This window comes from Novosphingobium sp. Chol11 (assembly GCF_945870625.1).
Lineage (GTDB): Bacteria > Pseudomonadota > Alphaproteobacteria > Sphingomonadales > Sphingomonadaceae > Novosphingobium.
In genome coordinates, this window is record NZ_CAMBTS010000024.1 from 19,183 (window position 1) to 34,714 (window position 15,532).

13 protein-coding genes are annotated in these 15,532 nt (G+C 63.2%); 10 read left to right on the forward strand and 3 right to left on the reverse strand.

The genetic code is table 11. From position 1 onward, the window contains the following. Positions 1 to 93: 93 nt before the first annotated feature. Complete coding sequence (locus Q0O40_RS06295; protein WP_295527614.1) at positions 94 to 1,653, reverse strand: hypothetical protein; 1,560 nt, start codon at positions 1,651 to 1,653, stop codon at positions 94 to 96. 176 nt (positions 1,654 to 1,829) lie between these two features. Here Q0O40_RS06295 and Q0O40_RS06300 point away from each other — a divergent pair, with 176 nt between their 5' ends. The 7 genes from Q0O40_RS06300 (at position 1,830) to Q0O40_RS06330 (ending at position 9,068) form a co-directional block, all read left to right on the forward strand. Continuing rightward, positions 1,830 to 2,738 carry a DMT family transporter gene (locus Q0O40_RS06300; RefSeq protein ID WP_295527617.1) on the forward strand — a complete coding sequence of 303 codons (909 nt, stop codon included), beginning with the start codon at positions 1,830 to 1,832 and terminating at the stop codon, positions 2,736 to 2,738. A 128-nt stretch (positions 2,739 to 2,866) separates the two neighbouring features. Beyond that, the gene (zwf, locus tag Q0O40_RS06305) at positions 2,867 to 4,315 is read left to right on the forward strand and encodes a glucose-6-phosphate dehydrogenase (RefSeq protein ID WP_295527620.1); all 1,449 of its coding nucleotides are present in this window, start codon (positions 2,867 to 2,869) and stop codon (positions 4,313 to 4,315) included. Further along, positions 4,308 to 4,931, forward strand: a complete 624-nt coding sequence (locus Q0O40_RS06310) for a 6-phosphogluconolactonase (protein WP_295527622.1) — start codon at positions 4,308 to 4,310, stop codon at positions 4,929 to 4,931. The genes zwf and Q0O40_RS06310 overlap by 8 nt, the downstream gene beginning before the upstream one ends. Then, on the forward strand, positions 4,928 to 6,751 hold the full coding sequence (gene edd / locus Q0O40_RS06315; protein ID WP_295527625.1) for a phosphogluconate dehydratase: 1,824 nt from the start codon (positions 4,928 to 4,930) through the stop codon (positions 6,749 to 6,751). Before Q0O40_RS06310 ends, edd begins: the two co-directional genes overlap by 4 nt. A 43-nt stretch (positions 6,752 to 6,794) precedes the next feature. After that, the gene (locus tag Q0O40_RS06320; RefSeq protein WP_295527628.1) at positions 6,795 to 7,763 is read left to right on the forward strand and encodes a glucokinase; all 969 of its coding nucleotides are present in this window, start codon (positions 6,795 to 6,797) and stop codon (positions 7,761 to 7,763) included. A gap of 123 nt (positions 7,764 to 7,886) precedes the next feature. After that, positions 7,887 to 8,669 (forward strand): enoyl-CoA hydratase-related protein, encoded by a 783-nt coding sequence (locus Q0O40_RS06325; RefSeq protein ID WP_295527630.1) that lies wholly within the window; start codon positions 7,887 to 7,889, stop codon positions 8,667 to 8,669. Between the two features lie 27 nt (positions 8,670 to 8,696). Then, on the forward strand, positions 8,697 to 9,068 hold the full coding sequence (locus Q0O40_RS06330; RefSeq protein ID WP_295527633.1) for a tRNA-binding protein: 372 nt from the start codon (positions 8,697 to 8,699) through the stop codon (positions 9,066 to 9,068). A 13-nt stretch (positions 9,069 to 9,081) separates the two neighbouring features. Here Q0O40_RS06330 and aroB read toward each other — a convergent pair whose 3' ends face one another. Together aroB and Q0O40_RS06340 are read right to left on the reverse strand one after the other, a co-directional pair. Next, on the reverse strand, positions 9,082 to 10,191 hold the full coding sequence (gene aroB / locus Q0O40_RS06335) for a 3-dehydroquinate synthase (RefSeq protein WP_295527636.1): 1,110 nt from the start codon (positions 10,189 to 10,191) through the stop codon (positions 9,082 to 9,084). Then, complete coding sequence (locus tag Q0O40_RS06340) at positions 10,182 to 10,763, reverse strand: shikimate kinase (protein ID WP_295527653.1); 582 nt, start codon at positions 10,761 to 10,763, stop codon at positions 10,182 to 10,184. The genes aroB and Q0O40_RS06340 overlap by 10 nt, the downstream gene beginning before the upstream one ends. Before the next feature lie 265 nt (positions 10,764 to 11,028). On the opposite strand from Q0O40_RS06340, the gene Q0O40_RS06345 reads away from it, so the two are divergent. From Q0O40_RS06345 to Q0O40_RS06355, 3 genes are all read left to right on the forward strand, one after another. Next, positions 11,029 to 12,855, forward strand: coding sequence for a hypothetical protein (locus Q0O40_RS06345; RefSeq protein ID WP_295527639.1), 1,827 nt, complete (start codon positions 11,029 to 11,031; stop codon positions 12,853 to 12,855). A gap of 29 nt (positions 12,856 to 12,884) precedes the next feature. Beyond that, positions 12,885 to 13,766 carry a tyrosine recombinase gene (locus tag Q0O40_RS06350; protein WP_295527642.1) on the forward strand — a complete coding sequence of 294 codons (882 nt, stop codon included), beginning with the start codon at positions 12,885 to 12,887 and terminating at the stop codon, positions 13,764 to 13,766. Positions 13,767 to 13,955: 189 nt separating this feature from the next. Then, complete coding sequence (locus Q0O40_RS06355) at positions 13,956 to 15,356, forward strand: M48 family metalloprotease (RefSeq protein WP_367183725.1); 1,401 nt, start codon at positions 13,956 to 13,958, stop codon at positions 15,354 to 15,356. Positions 15,357 to 15,532: the final 176 nt, after the last annotated feature.

The window sequence follows — 15,532 nt, forward strand, 5'->3', positions numbered from 1 at the left end:
TCTGTTCAAGTTTTACCAGAGTGGTGAATAGCGCTGAAACCTTCAGGAATTCCTAAGGTCAGCAACAAGCCGGATAAGCAATCATCGCAATGATCACTTGTGAGGCCCAAAGAGCTTGAATTTCGGCGAGATCGCATCGGGCCAAGGGCCGTTCCAGCATGGGCTGGGCTCGCTTATCGCGACAATCGCAGGCTGGGCTGGGCGGATGAGGGCTGCCAGCCGATCGAAGGCGGAAATGTAAGTGACGTAGCCTTGCGGCACCACGCCGTAATACCCGTAGCGAACCGGGGGCGACGCTGGCAGCAATACCGCCCGCGCCGTCTCCCCGAGGGGAACGGCAAGACCGACAATATACACGATCATGGCGATGCGGCGCGCGGCCCCAAGGTATGGCGCATCGGCGGATGGGCGCTGCTGCAGGATCGCGACAACCGTGATGGCGATGATCGTGACCGGCGCAATCCCTGCGCGCATCATGAAATCGATCGATTCCCCAACCCTGAACAACGGCAAGATGAGCATAAGCGCGGCGGCAATCAGCACCGTCACGCGGTCGACCGACCAATGGCCTCTTGCCAGCCACAAGATGCAAAGGAAGGGCACAACCTCGACGGTGTAGAACGCCAGGTATTTGATCGCGACAAATGGCGCGGCACCCGCCGGTACTTCGCCAAATCCGGCAGACAGGTAAAGCAGGGACGGTATGGCCAAAAGCGAGGTTACGGCAGGCAGCGCGATGTCTGCGGCGATGATGCGGCGCTTGAGCAAGCTCTCAATCCCCGCATAGGCCACAAACGGCACCACCCCGAACACCGCGAGCGGCGAGAGCAGCGGTATTGCAGGAATGACAAGCAGAAGGGCATGAAGCGGCAGCTTCTCAGCCCGCCACAGCAGGAACAGCACGGCGCCAAGCCATCCGGCGAGCGCATGCTGCGGCACCCAGAATGCCAGCGTGAGGTTCGCCGTATACTGAAATCCCGTCCAGGCCTCGAGATGACCCAGCAAGTTGGCACGGGCAAACACTGCGCCCAGCAGATCCATTCCGCTGAACCCAGTGAGCAGTGCCAGGGTGATCAACCGTTGCCGCCCTGAGCGAAAAAGCGGCGTAGCCAGCGCCAGGATCGAGGCCAGAATGATGGAATTTTGCGCCAGCATGGCAAATTCGCCGGCGGTTTGCCCGGCCAGCTTGCCGATCAGGGCAGGGAACAGATAGATGCCAACCGGACACCGCAAAATGGTCAGCCCAAGGCCCGTATCGTAAGCCCAGGGCCAAGGATGCGTGGTCAGGTCATTCAGCACCGCATAGCGGACCTGCCAATCGGTGTTGGCGTAGAACAGGCCGCCCTCTCCGCCCAGCAGAAACACTGCGAAAGCAAAGGCCAGCAATCCGCCAAAAGCCTTGGGCGATACGGCGGCGACATCGCCCCAAGCGCCAAGTCGGCCCATCGCAGCGCAAACCATGATCGAGACGAGAGCAGCCCCCGCAATCAGCAGCGGCGGTTGCCCCAGAAGCGCCAGCAGCAGAACCTGGCACAGCAGCAACCATCCGGCCACGGCCACGGTGAGGGTCCGCACGGCGATCATCCGCGATCCGGCGGCAACGAGGGCTGCGGGGCGGGCCGCTTGCCCGGGCATAAAGTCAGCTTTCGACATAGCACGATGATAAAGCAGCAGCGCTGAAAGATTGGTTAATTCTTTGTTTCCCCGGCATGGTGGGTCTGTGTCATTGGCAAAACGTCTGGTGATGCGGGTAGGGCCATGGCACCTGCCGCGGCGCTACCACCGATCAACGCTTGGGCCGCCCGGCCTTGCTTCTAGGAACAACCCCATTGCCTGTTCTGCGCGAGGAAACCGCCGGTCTACTTTTTGCCTTGGCCGGATTTGCGCTGTTTTCGGTTGGTGATGTGTTTGTGAAATCGATTGTTGATGAATGGCCCGCACCCGCCATCGCGGCGCTGCGCTATGTTCTTGGCGCACTGGTCTTGATGATCGCATTGCTGGCGTTCGAGGGCCGGCGAGGGTTTGTCCTGCCAGGGGCGGGTTGGCAGATATTGCGCGGTGTCGGCGTCGGCATTTCCTCGATGGCGTTCTTTTCGGCCTTGCAGGTGATGCCGCTGGCCACTGCGACTTCTATCGCGTTCACCAGCCCGATCATGACCGCACTGTTGGCAGCCGTGCTGCTGCGCGAACCGATGCGTTGGGCGACGTGGATTGCCAGCTTTGCCGCGTTCGGCGGTGTGTTGCTGGTTTTGAAACCGAGCATATCGACCATCGGCTTGGCCGCGCTGCTACCCTTGCTCGCGGCTTTCGGCATGGCGATGCTGCTGGTTGGAAATCGCGCGGTGGCTGGGCGCGCTTCGGCGCTATCGATGCAGTTCAGCGTTGCGCTGACCGCGATGCTGGTGCTGGGACCGATCGTGGCATTGGGCCATTTGGGCGTGATCCCAGGCCCAAATGTCGCAGTGCCGCATTGGTCCGTTGTGGCCACGTGCGCCGTGATTGCCGTGCTGGCCAGCTGCGCGCATATGCTTGTTTATCTTGGCACCACACGCGCCGGCGCTGCCACCATCGCGCCGATGGCATATGTCCAGTTGCTTATAGCCGGGCTGTTTGGTTGGCTGCTGTTCGGGGAGCGGCCAGATGCCACCGCGCTGGTCGGCGCGGCGATCATCGTTGCAGCCGGGCTCTATCTATGGCGCTCAGGACGCGTTGCTGATGAGCCGCAAGGGACCGACTGAGAACACCGCGCGCAGGTGCGGTGCTGTTCGCTGCAAGTTGCATACTTATGCGTGGTGAAATGCTGGCCAAACGGTTCTAGGGAGGTATGCCGGGCATCCGCCCGGTCCTGATTGGGAGAACGCCCGCAATGGCTGCGACGAGCTGCTCCGCCCTGCTTTTGTTTGGCGCCACTGGTGATCTTTCGCGGCGGATGCTCCTGCCCTCGCTCTATGCGCTGCATCAAGATGGGCTGATTGATCCGGATTTGCGCATCGTCGGCACCGCGCGCTCGGCGCTTGACGATGCACAGTTCCGCGCTTTTGCGAGCGAGGCGCTGGAAGAATTTCTGCCCGGTGACCGGCGTGAGGAAGGAAAGCTGGCCAGCTTTCTGGAGCGATTGGAGTATCAAACTTTGGACGCCTCAAAGCTGGATGGCTTTGCGGGCCTTGCCGCCAAACTTGGTGACATCTCGTGCGGGCTCTCGATCTTTCTGTCGACTGCGCCGGGATTGTTCGAGGCAACCATCGAAGGCCTGCGCAGCGCCGGGCTCGCGACCGAGGGGGTGCGGATCGGCCTTGAAAAGCCGCTCGGCAACGATCTGGCGTCAAGCCGCCGGATCAATGATGCGGTTGCCGCCGGGTTCGATGAGCGCCAGATTTTCCGCATCGATCACTATCTGGGCAAGGAATCGGTCCAAAATCTGATGGCGCTGCGCTTTGCCAACATGCTGTTTGAGCCGTTGTGGAACAGCGCCAATATCGATCATGTGCAAATCACGGTGAGCGAAACCGTCGGCCTAGAAGGGCGCAAAGGGTTTTACGATGAAACCGGGGCGCTGCGCGATATGGTGCAGAACCATATGCTCCAGCTGCTCGCGTTGACCGCGATGGAGCCGCCTTGCGATTTTGATGCGACGTCGATCCGTGATGAAAAGGTCAAGTTGCTGCGCGCGCTGCGCCCGGTTCAAGCGGCCGAAATGGTGCGGGGGCAATATGCCGCTGGCGCTGTAAATGGCGAGCGTGTCGGAGATTATGTCGGCGAGCTGGGCATGTCTTCCGAAACCGAAACTTTCGTGGCGATCAAGGCGCATGTCGATAACTGGCGCTGGCAGGGGGTGCCGTTCTATTTGCGCACCGGCAAGCGGCTGGCCGAGCGGCGCAGCGAGATCGTGGTCCAGTTCAAATCTGTGCCGCACAACATATTTTCCGGGCGCGGCGGCAAATTGCGCGCAAATCGCCTGATCATCCGCCTTCAGCCGGAAGAATATGTGCGCCTGCAGGTGATGGCGAAGGAACCTGGGTTGGACCGGGGCGGCATTGTCCTGCGCGAGGTCAATCTTGATCTCTCGCTCACCGAAGCCTTTGCCAAGACCCGGCGCCGCATCGCTTACGAGCGCTTGCTGCTCGATCTGATCGAGGGCGAGCAGACGCTGTTTGTTCGCCGCGATGAGGTGGAAGCGCAGTGGAAATGGGTCGATGCGATCCGCACGGTGTGGGCCAAGGGCGAACAGGATGTGAAGCACTATGCCTCGGGAAGCTGGGGCCCAAATGCCGGGATCGCGCTCACTGAGCGCGATGGAAGAAGCTGGCATGACTGAGGTGAGTTGGGCAAATCGGGGCGACGCGGCGGGGGTTGCAGACCGGATCGCCGCTGCGCTGGCGCAGCCGGGGCCCAAACGGTTCGCCTTCACTGGCGGATCAACCCCGGCCAAAGTTTTTGCATTGCTGCGCGCACGCGACCTTGATTGGTCGGCGGTGACCATCACGCTGACCGACGACCGCCGGGTGAGCGATGACCATCCGGCCAGCAATTTTGGCAAGCTGCACGCGGCGCTTGGCCAAAGCGGCGCGCAGTTTGAGCGGCTCGAGGAGGGCCGCGCCATCGCGCCGTTCGATCTGGTGTGGCTGGGGATGGGCGAGGATGGCCATGTCGCCTCGCTGTTTCCGCACATGCACGCGGTCATCCGCCCGGGGCCTTGCGTGATTGCCACCACGCCGATCCCGCTTCCTCCCGAAGCGCCGTTTGATCGGCTGACGCTGAACCGGCGCGCCCTCAAGGCGGCGAAGGCGATCATTCTGGTCGTGACCGGCGCGACGAAAAAGGCGCTCATCGAGCGCATTGTGGGCGGCTGCGCGGATGATTGCGATGCCTATCCCGTTTCCGATTTCTTGCGCGGCGCGGGACCGCCTGTGACCATTTATTGGAGCGAATGATGGCCCTTCACCCTGTAGTCGCCAAAGTGACCGACCGCGTCGTCGCCCGTTCGCAGGGCAGCCGCGCCGCCTATCTCGCGCTCATCGACCGGGCGCGGGATACCGGCGTTAACCGGGATGCGCTTTCCTGCGGCAATCTTGCGCATGGCTTTGCCGCAGCAGGCGAGGACAAGGCCGCGCTGCGCGGGGACCGCGCGCTCAATATCGGGATCGTGACTGCTTACAACGACATGCTTTCGGCGCATCAGCCTTATGGGCGCTATCCCGAACAGATCAAATTGTTCGCGCGCGAAGTTGGCGCGACCGCGCAAGTAGCCGGCGGCGTTCCGGCGATGTGCGATGGGGTGACGCAAGGCCAGTCGTCGATGGAACTGTCGCTTTTCAGCCGCGACACGATTGCGATGGGCACGGCGGTTGCGCTGAGCCACGGAATGTTCGAGGCCGCGGTCCTGCTGGGCATTTGCGACAAGATCGTCCCGGGGCTGCTGATCGGTGCGCTGCGCTTTGGCCATCTGCCCACGATCCTGATCCCCGCAGGCCCCATGCCGACCGGCCTGCCCAACAAGGAAAAGGTGCGCATCCGCCAGCTTTACGCCGAAGGCAAGGCGGGCCGCGACGAGCTGCTCGAAAGCGAAAGCGCCAGCTATCATGCGCCGGGCACCTGCACATTTTATGGCACGGCGAATTCGAACCAGATGATGATGGACATGATGGGCCTGCACATGCCCGGTGCCAGCTTTGTCCCTCCCGGCATGAAGCTGCGCCAGAAACTGACGCGCGCCGCTGTGCACCGGGTTGCTGCTATCGGGTGGGACGGAGCGGATTATCGCCCGCTGGGGGTGTGCATCGATGAAAAGGCGATCATCAATGCGATTGTTGGCCTGCTCGCCACGGGCGGTTCGACCAACCATGTGATCCATCTGCCAGCCATCGCCCGCGCCGCCGGGGTCCAGATCGATTGGGATGATATGGACGAGCTATCGCGCGTGGTTCCGCTCATCGCCAGCATATACCCCAATGGTTCGGGTGATGTGAACGGCTTCGCCGCTGCTGGCGGCATGCCCTATGTGCTGCGCGAATTGATCGGCGCGGGCCTGGCGCATGGCGATATCCGCACCGTTTATGGCACCTCGCTGGCCGAAGGCGCGCAGCAGCCGGTGATCGAGAACGAAGCGCTGGTCTGGCATCCCGCTTCTGCCGCTAGCGGCGATGAGACGATGCTGCGCCCGGTCGCCGCGCCGTTTCAGCCCGAGGGCGGGTTTCGCTTGCTCACCGGCAATCTGGGCCGAGGCACGATCAAGGTGAGCGCGGTGGTGCGCGCACGTTGGACGATCGAGGCCCCATGCCGGGTATTTTGCGATCAGAATGCTGTGCTGACTGCGTTCAAGGCGGGCGAACTCGACCTCGACGTGGTGGTGGTCGTGCGTTTTCAGGGGCCGGGGGCCAATGGCATGCCCGAATTGCACAAGCTTACGCCGTCGCTGGGCGTGCTGCAGGATCGCGGGTTCAAGGTCGCGCTGGTTACGGATGGGCGGATGTCGGGCGCTTCGGGCAAAGTGCCCGCAGCGATCCATATCTCGCCCGAGGCGAAGACCGGCGGGCCGCTTGCCCGGCTGCGCGATGGCGATGTCGTGCGCGTCTGCGCCGAGACAGGGTCGCTTGAAGCGCTGGTCGATCCGGCCGATTGGTCTGCGCGCGCGCTGGCGCAAGCGCCATCCGAGGAGATGGGCGTTGGCCGCGAACTGTTTGCACTGATGCGGCATTACACGGATCCGGCGGAGCGCGGCGGATCTGCCATGTTGGCCGCAGCAGGGCTCTGAACAAGCGGCACAATGGCGCGTGCAGGGATGGGAAGGCGAGAAAATGGAGCTGGTAGTCGTTGATATTGGCGGGACCCATGCCCGCTTTGCCCGGGCCGAAGTCGATGCCGGACGGGTCATTTCACTGGGCGAAGCGGTGACGCTCAAGACTGCCGATCATGCAAGCTTCCAACTGGCCTGGCAGGAGTTCGAGCGGTTGTCCGGCACTCCGCTGCCCGGCGCGGTCGCGATCGCAGTGGCAGGACCGGTGGGCGGAGAGATCATCAAATTCACCAACAACCCATGGATCATCCGCCCCGCTCTCATTCCTGAGCGGCTTGGCGCTGATGCCTACATCGTTGTGAACGACTTTGCCGCTGTCGCGCATGCCGTTGCGCAAGCTGGCCCGGAGCATTTTATCCACCTGACCGGGCCCGATGTTTCGCTGCCGAGCCACGGGACAATCAGCGTGGTGGGGCCGGGCACCGGGCTTGGCGTGGCGCAGCTCTGGAAGAACGGGGCCACCTACCATGTCCAGCCAACCGAGGGCGGCCATATGGATTTTGCGCCGCTTGACCGCATCGAGGACGCGGTGCTGGCGCGGCTGCGCGGTCGCCATAACCGGGTCTCGGTAGAGCGCGTGGTGGCGGGCCCCGGCATTGTCGATATCTATGAAACGCTGGCAGCGCTTGAAAATCGGGCCATCGCGGCGCGTACGGACAAGGAGCTATGGACGCTGGGCGCATCGGGCGAGGACAGTTTGGCCAGCCTGGCAATCGACCGGTTCTGTCTGTCGCTCGGCAGTGTGGCGGGCGATCTGGCGCTGGCGCATGGCGCGGCGGCGCTGGTGATGGCGGGCGGATTGGGTCTGCGCATCAAGGATACGCTGGTCAGATCCGGCTTTGCCGCTAGATTCACGGCGAAAGGCCGCTTTGAAGGGCTCATGGCTGCGCTGCCGGTGAAGCTGATCACGCACCCGCAGCCAGGCCTGTTTGGCGCGGCAGCAGCATTTGCTCAGGCGCACGCGGCCTGATCGGGGGCAGCATTGTAACAATTGCTAGGGCGGCGCGCTTGAACCTTGCCAAGCTTGCGCGGCTCGCATAGCGACTGCTTAACCGTGCGATTAAGTGGTCGCGTGCAATGAGAGGGCTGTGGAATGGATTTTGAAACAATCCGTGTCGAAACCTTGGGCAATGTCCGCAAGATCACGCTGAACCGGCCCGAGCGGCTCAATGCCTGCCCGCCGAACATGGCGGTCGAGATTGCCGATGCGCTGGCCGATCTCGAGGGCGCGCGTGCGGTGCTGCTGACGGGTGAGGGCCGCGCATTCTGTTCGGGCGCGGATCTTGCCGCATCGGGCAAGCGCAGCATCACTGGCGGGGCGGGGAGCTACAAAGCGCTCACCGAAGCCTACAATCCCTTGATGATCAAGCTTTCGCGGCTGTCGGTGCCGCTCGTGAGCGCGGTCAATGGTGTGGCCGCCGGAGTTGGCTGCTCGCTAGCGCTATCCGGCGATTTCGTGCTGGCGGCGCGCAGCGCGTATTTCCTCCAGGCGTTCGTGAACATCGGTCTCGTGCCCGATGGCGGGGCCAGTTGGGTTTTGCCGCGCCTGATTGGCAAGCCGCGGGCGATGCAGATGATGATGCTGGGCGAGCGCATTGGTGCCGAGCAAGCATTGGAATGGGGCATGATCTATAAGTGCGTGGATGATGAGGCGCTGGCCGCCGAAGCCATGGCGCTGGCCGAGCGGCTTGCCGCAGGGCCGACCGTGGCGCTGGGCATCATGCGCCAAAATCTTGCGCGAGCGCTAGATTCCGATCTCTCTGCCGCGCTGGTGACCGAGGCTGAGGGCCAAAAAATTGCAGGCGACAGCGCGGACTCGCGCGAGGGAATCGAAGCATTCCTGGGCAAGCGCAAGGCCGAGTTTCAGGGCAAGTAACGCCGCTCCCCGCGATAGACCTGCACCATGCACCTTGATCATGATCCCACTGCGCTGCCTGTCGCAGCAATCGGTTTCGATGATTTCCTGAAAGTGGATATCCGCATCGGGACCATCATTGAGGCTGAGCCTTATCCCGAAGCGCGTAAGCCCAGCATCAAGCTCAAGATCGATTTTGGCGATGGGATCGGTGTGAAAAAGAGCAGCGCGCAGATTGCGCAGCTTTACGATCCGGCGCAGCTCATCGGGCGGCAAATCGCTGCTGTCGTCAATTTTCCGCCGCGGCAGATCGGCAAGATGATCTCCGAAGTGCTCACGCTCGGGTTTGCCGACAGCGAGGGCCACGTCGTGCTGTTTGCACCGGATCGCACTGTGCCGAATGGTTCGCGCTTGTTCTAATCTTGGCCTTGGATCAGGCGGCGCGCAGTTCGCTGTCCAGAAACCGCGCGACTTGCCCGAGATCGACATCCTTGGCCAAAAATGACTTGCCGATCCCGCGCATCAGCAAGAACGGCAAGCGGCCCGACTCCATCTTTTTGTCATGCAGCATGTGCGATACCAGCCTCTCGCCGTCGCAGGTCAGCCCGAGGCCGCGTAATTCGGCAGGTAGGCCCGATGCGGCGACATGTGCGGCGACCCTGTGTGCTTCGTGACCTTGCATGAGGCCCTGATCCTCCGAAAACCGTGCCGCCAGCACCATGCCCAAGGCCACAGCTTCGCCGTGGATCAGCCGATCTGAAAATCCGGTTTCCGCCTCGAGCGCATGACCGAAGGTATGGCCAAGGTTGAGCAGCGCGCGCAGCCCGGCCGTCTCTTTCTCGTCGGCGGCGACGATTCGCGCCTTGGCGGCCACACTGACGGCGATGGCATGCGCGCGCGCCGCATGGTCGCCTGCCAGTAACTGCGCGCCATGCGCTTCGCACCAGACGAAAAACAGCGGATCATCGATTAGTCCGTACTTGATGACTTCGGCATAACCGGCGCGCAGTTCGCGGGGCGGCAAGGTATCCAGCGCCAGCGGATCGGCCAGCACCAGCGAGGGCTGGTGAAACGCACCGACCAGATTCTTGCCTTGGGCGGTGTTGATCGCGGTCTTGCCGCCAACGCTCGAATCGACCTGCGCCAGCAAAGTGGTGGGCAGCTGAATGAACCCGCAGCCGCGCTTGACTACGGCGGCGGCAAAGCCGGTCAGATCCCCAATGACACCGCCGCCAAGCGCGATTACGTTATCTTTGCGCTCGATCTCGCGGGCCAGCAGCCAATCCACGGTTTGCGCCAGATATTGCCAGCTCTTGGTCGCCTCACCCGCAGGCAGTTCCAGCCATTCACTGGCTATTCCAGCCTCCACGAACGAAGCCTCGACCGGGGCGCGCCACTGCGACGCCACATGCGCATCGGTTACGACCAAAGCCGTGTTGCCGCGCAGGAAGGGGCGGCAATGGGTCCCTGCGCTGCGCAGCAAGCCAGCTTCGATCCGCACATCGTAGGGGGCACCCGCGATCGCGACGGAGATTACAGCCATGCCTGGAGCGCCTTCAGGATCGAGTTTACGGTCATCTGGTGGGGCTGGTTCATGCTGGTGATGTGAATGGCGGCCTGCTCATAGGCGCTGCGCCGTTCATCCAGCAGCCGGGTCAATATCTCGCGTGGATTGCCTTGCTTCAGCAGCGGCCGATTACCCTTGCGGCCCACACGATCGAGCAGGGTATCGACATCGCTATCCAGCCAGATCGAAATTGTGCACTCAAGGATGAGGGCGCGGGTTGCAGGATCGACAAATGCGCCGCCGCCGGTGGCGAGCACTTTGCGGTCGCCCGGGCGGCCATGCCCCACCAGCCGGGCAATGACCCGCCGCTCCCCACTGCGAAAATAGGCTTCGTCGTAGGTCGCGAAGATTTCTGGGATCGACATCTGCGCCGCCCGCTCGATCTCCTCATCGGCATCGACAAACGGCATGCCCAGCATCGACGCCAGCTTGCGGCCCACCGTTGTCTTGCCGACACCCATCATTCCGACCAGGACCAGCGGGCGATCAATCGCATTGGCCAGACCAGTGATCTCTGCCGGGGTGAGGGAGGTGCTGTCGTGCTCCATTGCCGCCATGCCTATAGTTGCGCTAGAGCGCAGTGCAAGCGCCGAGCGGGGCTGGGGTTCGAGGTCGCGTGAGCACGAGAAATCTAGGATTAGGCTTTGCTTTGTTGGTGATCGCAGCACTGGTGTTGGCATGGGCCTTCGGCGGATCGCAGCCGGCACGCTGGATTGAAATGCCGCTCGCCGCGCCGACGGGGGCGTTATGAACGAACACCGGCATCGCATTGCAACGGCACTTGGTTTGCTCACATGTGTCACTTTTGTTGCAATGTCAGGCGCGGTTACGGCGCAGGAATCGCTGCTTCCGCCGGGATTTGACGACAAGCCTACCCCGGCTGCAAACCCGCCGCGACGGACGACCCCGGCAGCGCCCGCATCGAGTGCGACTGCGCGCAAATTGCCGCTCACTCCGGTTCAGGAAGACGCGGCCGTTTCGGTCTCATCGCCGGTGATCCAGCCATTGCCCGGCGCTATCCGAACGACGGACGGGGCTGCTTCCGCTCCGGTCAGCCGTGATCCGCTGGATTCGATTGACCCGGCTTTCCTTGATCAGATCGTGGCCAGCGCGCAACCGCGCTACGATACCCCGCCCCAAAGCCAGCGCAGCCTTGCCAGAGTGGGCTTTCTCGATGAGCTGGACGGGGGCTTTCCTTCGGCATCGAGCCATTTTCTAAATGGCCCGTTCGTCGGCGGTTTGCTGGACGCGATGCGCGGTCCGCTCGTTTCGCGCTGGGGGCATATCCTGCTGCGCCGTGCTTTGGCATCCCGGCTCGATACGCCAGTGGGGATGAACGGGGCCGATTGGGCGGCGCTGCGTGCGGGCGTCCTGCTCCGTCTCGGCGAGGCAGACGCGGCCCGCGCCATGGTGCAGGAAGTCGATAGCGGATTTTACACGGTCAGCCTTGAAGACGCGGCCATGGGCAGCTTTATCGCTACTGCGGATCCAGTGGGATTATGCCCGATCACCGCGCTGACGGCGGCGGGCAGGGCCGGTTGGAATTGGGATCTAACGCGCTCGATCTGCACGGCCTTTACCAACGGCGAAGGCGCTTCCGCGCTTGCCCAGCTTGATCGCGCCATGCGCCGGGGAACCGCTTCGAAAATCGACATCCTGCTGGCCCAGAAGTTCGCCGGTTCCGCGTCGTCTGGTCGGCGCGCGGTCAGCATCGAGTGGAGCGCGGTCGATAAGCTGACGCCTTGGCGCACGGGGCTAGCGCTTGCCACCGGGCTCCAACCCCCCGAAGCCTTGCGCGCCAAAGCTGGCCCGGCATATGCATTTTATGCGGTCCGCGCGCCAATGCTGCCGCTGGCCGCGCGCGCGCAGGCGGCAGACGTGGCAGCAGCGCGCGGCGTGCTCTCGGCTTCGGCGATGGTCGATCTTTACAGCCAGATCGGCGCGCTCGATCAACCCGATGCAACATGGGGCCCGCTCGCCGAACAATTGCGTGCCGCTTATGTTGCACCTGAAGCGGGCGCGCGTCTCGCCGCGATCAAGGGCTTGTGGGGGGATGGCAGCGATCCGATGCGGGCCTACTCGCGGTTGGTTTTGACCGCTTATGCTGCGGCCCGGATCACCCCTGACGCTCAGCTTGTCGGCGAAGCGCCCGGCCTTCTTGCGGCGATGCTGACGGCCGGGCTCGATCAGAATGCGCTGCGCTGGGCGAAGTTCGTGCCGGTCGGCGGTGATGCCTGGGGCTTACTCGCGCTTGCAGCACCCGCCAAATTTGCGGTTGTCAGCGGCGATAACCTCACGCGCTTTCAATCCTCCGACACCAGCAGCGACAACCTTCGTTCGCGCTTCCTGCTGGCAGGGCTGATGGGGCTGGGACGGGTTGATCCGGGCACTGCGCGCGGCTTTGCCACTGCGCTTCAGCTCGATTTGGCGCGCGAAACCCGTTGGACTCGTGCGATCGATGCAGCGGCCGACTCGGATAATCCGCTACTCGTGGCCATGCTCGCCGGATTTGGCATGCAGGGCAGCGGATGGGACAAGATGACTGCGCTGCATCTTTTTCACATCGTCTCTGCGCTGCGTCGCGTCGGGCTTGATGGCGAGGCACGGATGATCGCGGCGGAGGCTGTGGCACGGGTTTGAACCCGAATTCGCCAACAAGGCCGCCGGGCTTGGGGCAGGGGACCTATATTGCGGCGTTTCTGGCCATGCTGGCGGCAGAGCGCGGTGCCGCAGCCAATACGCTGGCCGCCTACCGGCGCGATCTGGCGGCGGCGCAGGGCGAGATAGGCGATCTGGCGCTGGCCGATGGTGCCGCGCTGTCCCGGTTGGAGCGGGCCTGGGCCAATCTCGCGCCCGCCAGCCTCGCACGCAAATCATCGGCCCTCCGGCAGTTCTTCGGCTTCCTGCAGGCAGAAGGCCTGCGCAGCGATGATCCCAGCGGCGCGCTTCCCCGCCCGCGAACACGGCGTCCCTTGCCCCGGTTGCTGGGACACGGCGAGATTGGCGCGCTTTTCGAACGGGCCGAAGCCGATGCGGCGGCAGGCCATCCCGAGGCCTTGCGGATGCTTGCGCTGCTCGAATTGCTCTATGGTTCGGGTTTGCGCGCCACCGAACTGGTATCGCTCCCCCTGAGTGCTGCCCCGCGCGATGCCCCCTTGTTGGCGATCACTGGCAAAGGCGGGCAGCAGCGTCTGGTCCCTATCGGGGCGCGCGCGGCGACAGCGCTGCGGGCGTGGCTCTCCGTCCGCCCAGGCCAAGGAAATTATGTTTTCCCAAGCCCGCGCGGGGGCCATCTCAGCCGTGTGCGGTTGTTTCAATTGCTCCGCGAACTGGCGGTGCGCGCCGGGATCGATCCGGAAAAGGTCAGCCCGCATGTTCTGCGACATGCCTTTGCCACGCATCTGCTGGAGGGCGGGGCCGATCTGCGCGTGCTGCAAACCTTGCTTGGCCACGCCGATATTGCGACCACGCAGATTTACACGCATGTCGATGCGGCGCGGCTGATTGCCCTGGTCAACAAACGGCACCCGCTGCGCAGTTCAGTTTCGTAACGCTTTGCAGGCTGGAAAGCGCGCGCAAAGTATGCCTTAACCATGAGCGGGTTTGAGGCAGGATAAACTGGCGAAAGCGCAGGTCCGCCTCATCGGGAGAACACCATGGTACATTCGTGCTTTCGTCCGGCTTGGCTCATTGTCCCGGCCAGCGCCGTTATCTTGATCACCAGCAGCGGCCAGGCCCCCGTGGCATCGCCTGCAAATCCCGGCGGGCAAGTCCAGTCGATCAGCCCGTCTGACAAGGCGGAAGGTGCCAAGGCGCACCCACAATTGGTCCGCGAGTTTGGCGGCGCGGTGAGCGGGCCTCAGGCAAGCTATGTCGAAGGGGTGGGCAAGACCATCGCGGTGCAGTCTGGCCTCGGCAACGCGCGGAGCGACTTTACCGTGACGATGCTGAACTCGCCGGTCAACAACGCCTTCGCGGTGCCGGGCGGCTATGTATATGTTACCCGGCAACTGGTCGCCCTGATGAACAATGAGGCCGAACTCGCTGGCGTGCTGGGCCATGAGGTAGGCCACGTCGCAGCGCGGCATGCCGCCAAGCGCGAAAGCGCCGCGACCCGCAACACGATCTTTGGCGTGCTGGGCACGGTGCTGACCGGGGCCTTGCTGGGCAACTCGGCCTTGGGCCAGATTGGCCAGAAGATATTCTCCACCGGTAGCCAGTTGCTCACGCTGAAATATTCGCGCGGTCAGGAAACCGAGTCGGACGCGCTGGGCGTCACGTATTTGCGCCGGGCCGGTTATGATCCGCGTGCGATGTCTTCTGTGCTGCGCAGTCTGGCCAATCAGAACGCGCTCGATGCCCAGATTCTGGGCACGCCGGACCGTCTTCCAGCATGGGCCAGCACGCATCCTGATCCTGCTTCGCGCGTGTCTGCCGCGCTCGCGCTGGCAGGACAGAACCCGCGCGGGCTTGTCAATCGCGACGTATTTCTGAGCCGGGTGAATGGCCTGACGTACGGCGATGATCCGGCGCAAGGCATTGTCGACGGGCGCAGTTTCACTCACCCTGTGATGGGATTTGCGTTTCAGGCGCCAGCAGGTTTCAGCCTGCTGAATGGCACGAGGTCCGTCGCGATCAACGGCCAGTCGGGCAAGGGTCAGTTCGCGAGCGCTGCGTACAATGGTGATCTTGCCGCGCATATCCGCACTGTGTTTGCCGGCCTTTCAAGCCAGCAACAAGTCGCCCCCGACACGATCCAGACGGCAACCGTTGGCGGTATTCCGGCGGCCTACGGCACGCTGCGGTCAAGCAGCGACGGCAACCCCGTTGACATCGTGGTGTTTGCCTATGCCTGGAGTGGCAAGGAAACGCTCTATTTCACTACCATCAGCCAAGCGGGCCAGGCGGGCGAGTTCAACTCGATGTTCTCATCGCTGCGCCGAATCACCCCCGCCGAGGCGCGCGGTGTGCGCATCCGCAAGCTTGCCGTCGTATCTGTCAAACGCGGCGATACGCCCGCCTCGCTGGCCGCGCGGATGGCCTATACTGATCGTCAGCTTGATCGCTTTCTGGTGCTCAATGCACTTACCGCGGGCAGCCAGCTGGTCCCCGGCAGCAAGGTAAAGCTTATCGTCTACTGAGTTTTGGCAGAAGCGCTGCGCAAACAAAAACGGGCGGGGAAATCCCCGCCCGTTCCGCATTTTCGCTAGAGTACGCCTAAGCTTAGAGCTTGCCGTCCGAAGCGTTGTTCATCTGGCCCGAGACCAGGATAAAGGTGTTCGAGAGCGAGTTGCCCAGTGCGCCCATGGCGGTGATG

Excerpts from the sequence above, each read along its gene's own strand:
- Q0O40_RS06295 (WP_295527614.1), bottom strand. The coding sequence starts at position 1,653 with ATGTCGAAAGCTGACTTTATGCCCGGGCAAGCGGCCCGCCCCGCAGCC.
- zwf (WP_295527620.1), top strand. The coding sequence starts at position 2,867 with ATGGCTGCGACGAGCTGCTCCGCCCTGCTTTTGTTTGGCGCCACTGGT.
- Q0O40_RS06310 (WP_295527622.1), top strand. The coding sequence starts at position 4,308 with ATGACTGAGGTGAGTTGGGCAAATCGGGGCGACGCGGCGGGGGTTGCA.
- edd (WP_295527625.1), top strand. The coding sequence starts at position 4,928 with ATGATGGCCCTTCACCCTGTAGTCGCCAAAGTGACCGACCGCGTCGTC.
- Q0O40_RS06320 (WP_295527628.1), top strand. The coding sequence starts at position 6,795 with ATGGAGCTGGTAGTCGTTGATATTGGCGGGACCCATGCCCGCTTTGCC.
- Q0O40_RS06325 (WP_295527630.1), top strand. The coding sequence starts at position 7,887 with ATGGATTTTGAAACAATCCGTGTCGAAACCTTGGGCAATGTCCGCAAG.
- Q0O40_RS06330 (WP_295527633.1), top strand. The coding sequence starts at position 8,697 with ATGCACCTTGATCATGATCCCACTGCGCTGCCTGTCGCAGCAATCGGT.
- aroB (WP_295527636.1), bottom strand. The coding sequence starts at position 10,191 with ATGGCTGTAATCTCCGTCGCGATCGCGGGTGCCCCCTACGATGTGCGG.
- Q0O40_RS06340 (WP_295527653.1), bottom strand. The coding sequence starts at position 10,763 with ATGGAGCACGACAGCACCTCCCTCACCCCGGCAGAGATCACTGGTCTG.
- Q0O40_RS06345 (WP_295527639.1), top strand. The coding sequence starts at position 11,029 with ATGTCAGGCGCGGTTACGGCGCAGGAATCGCTGCTTCCGCCGGGATTT.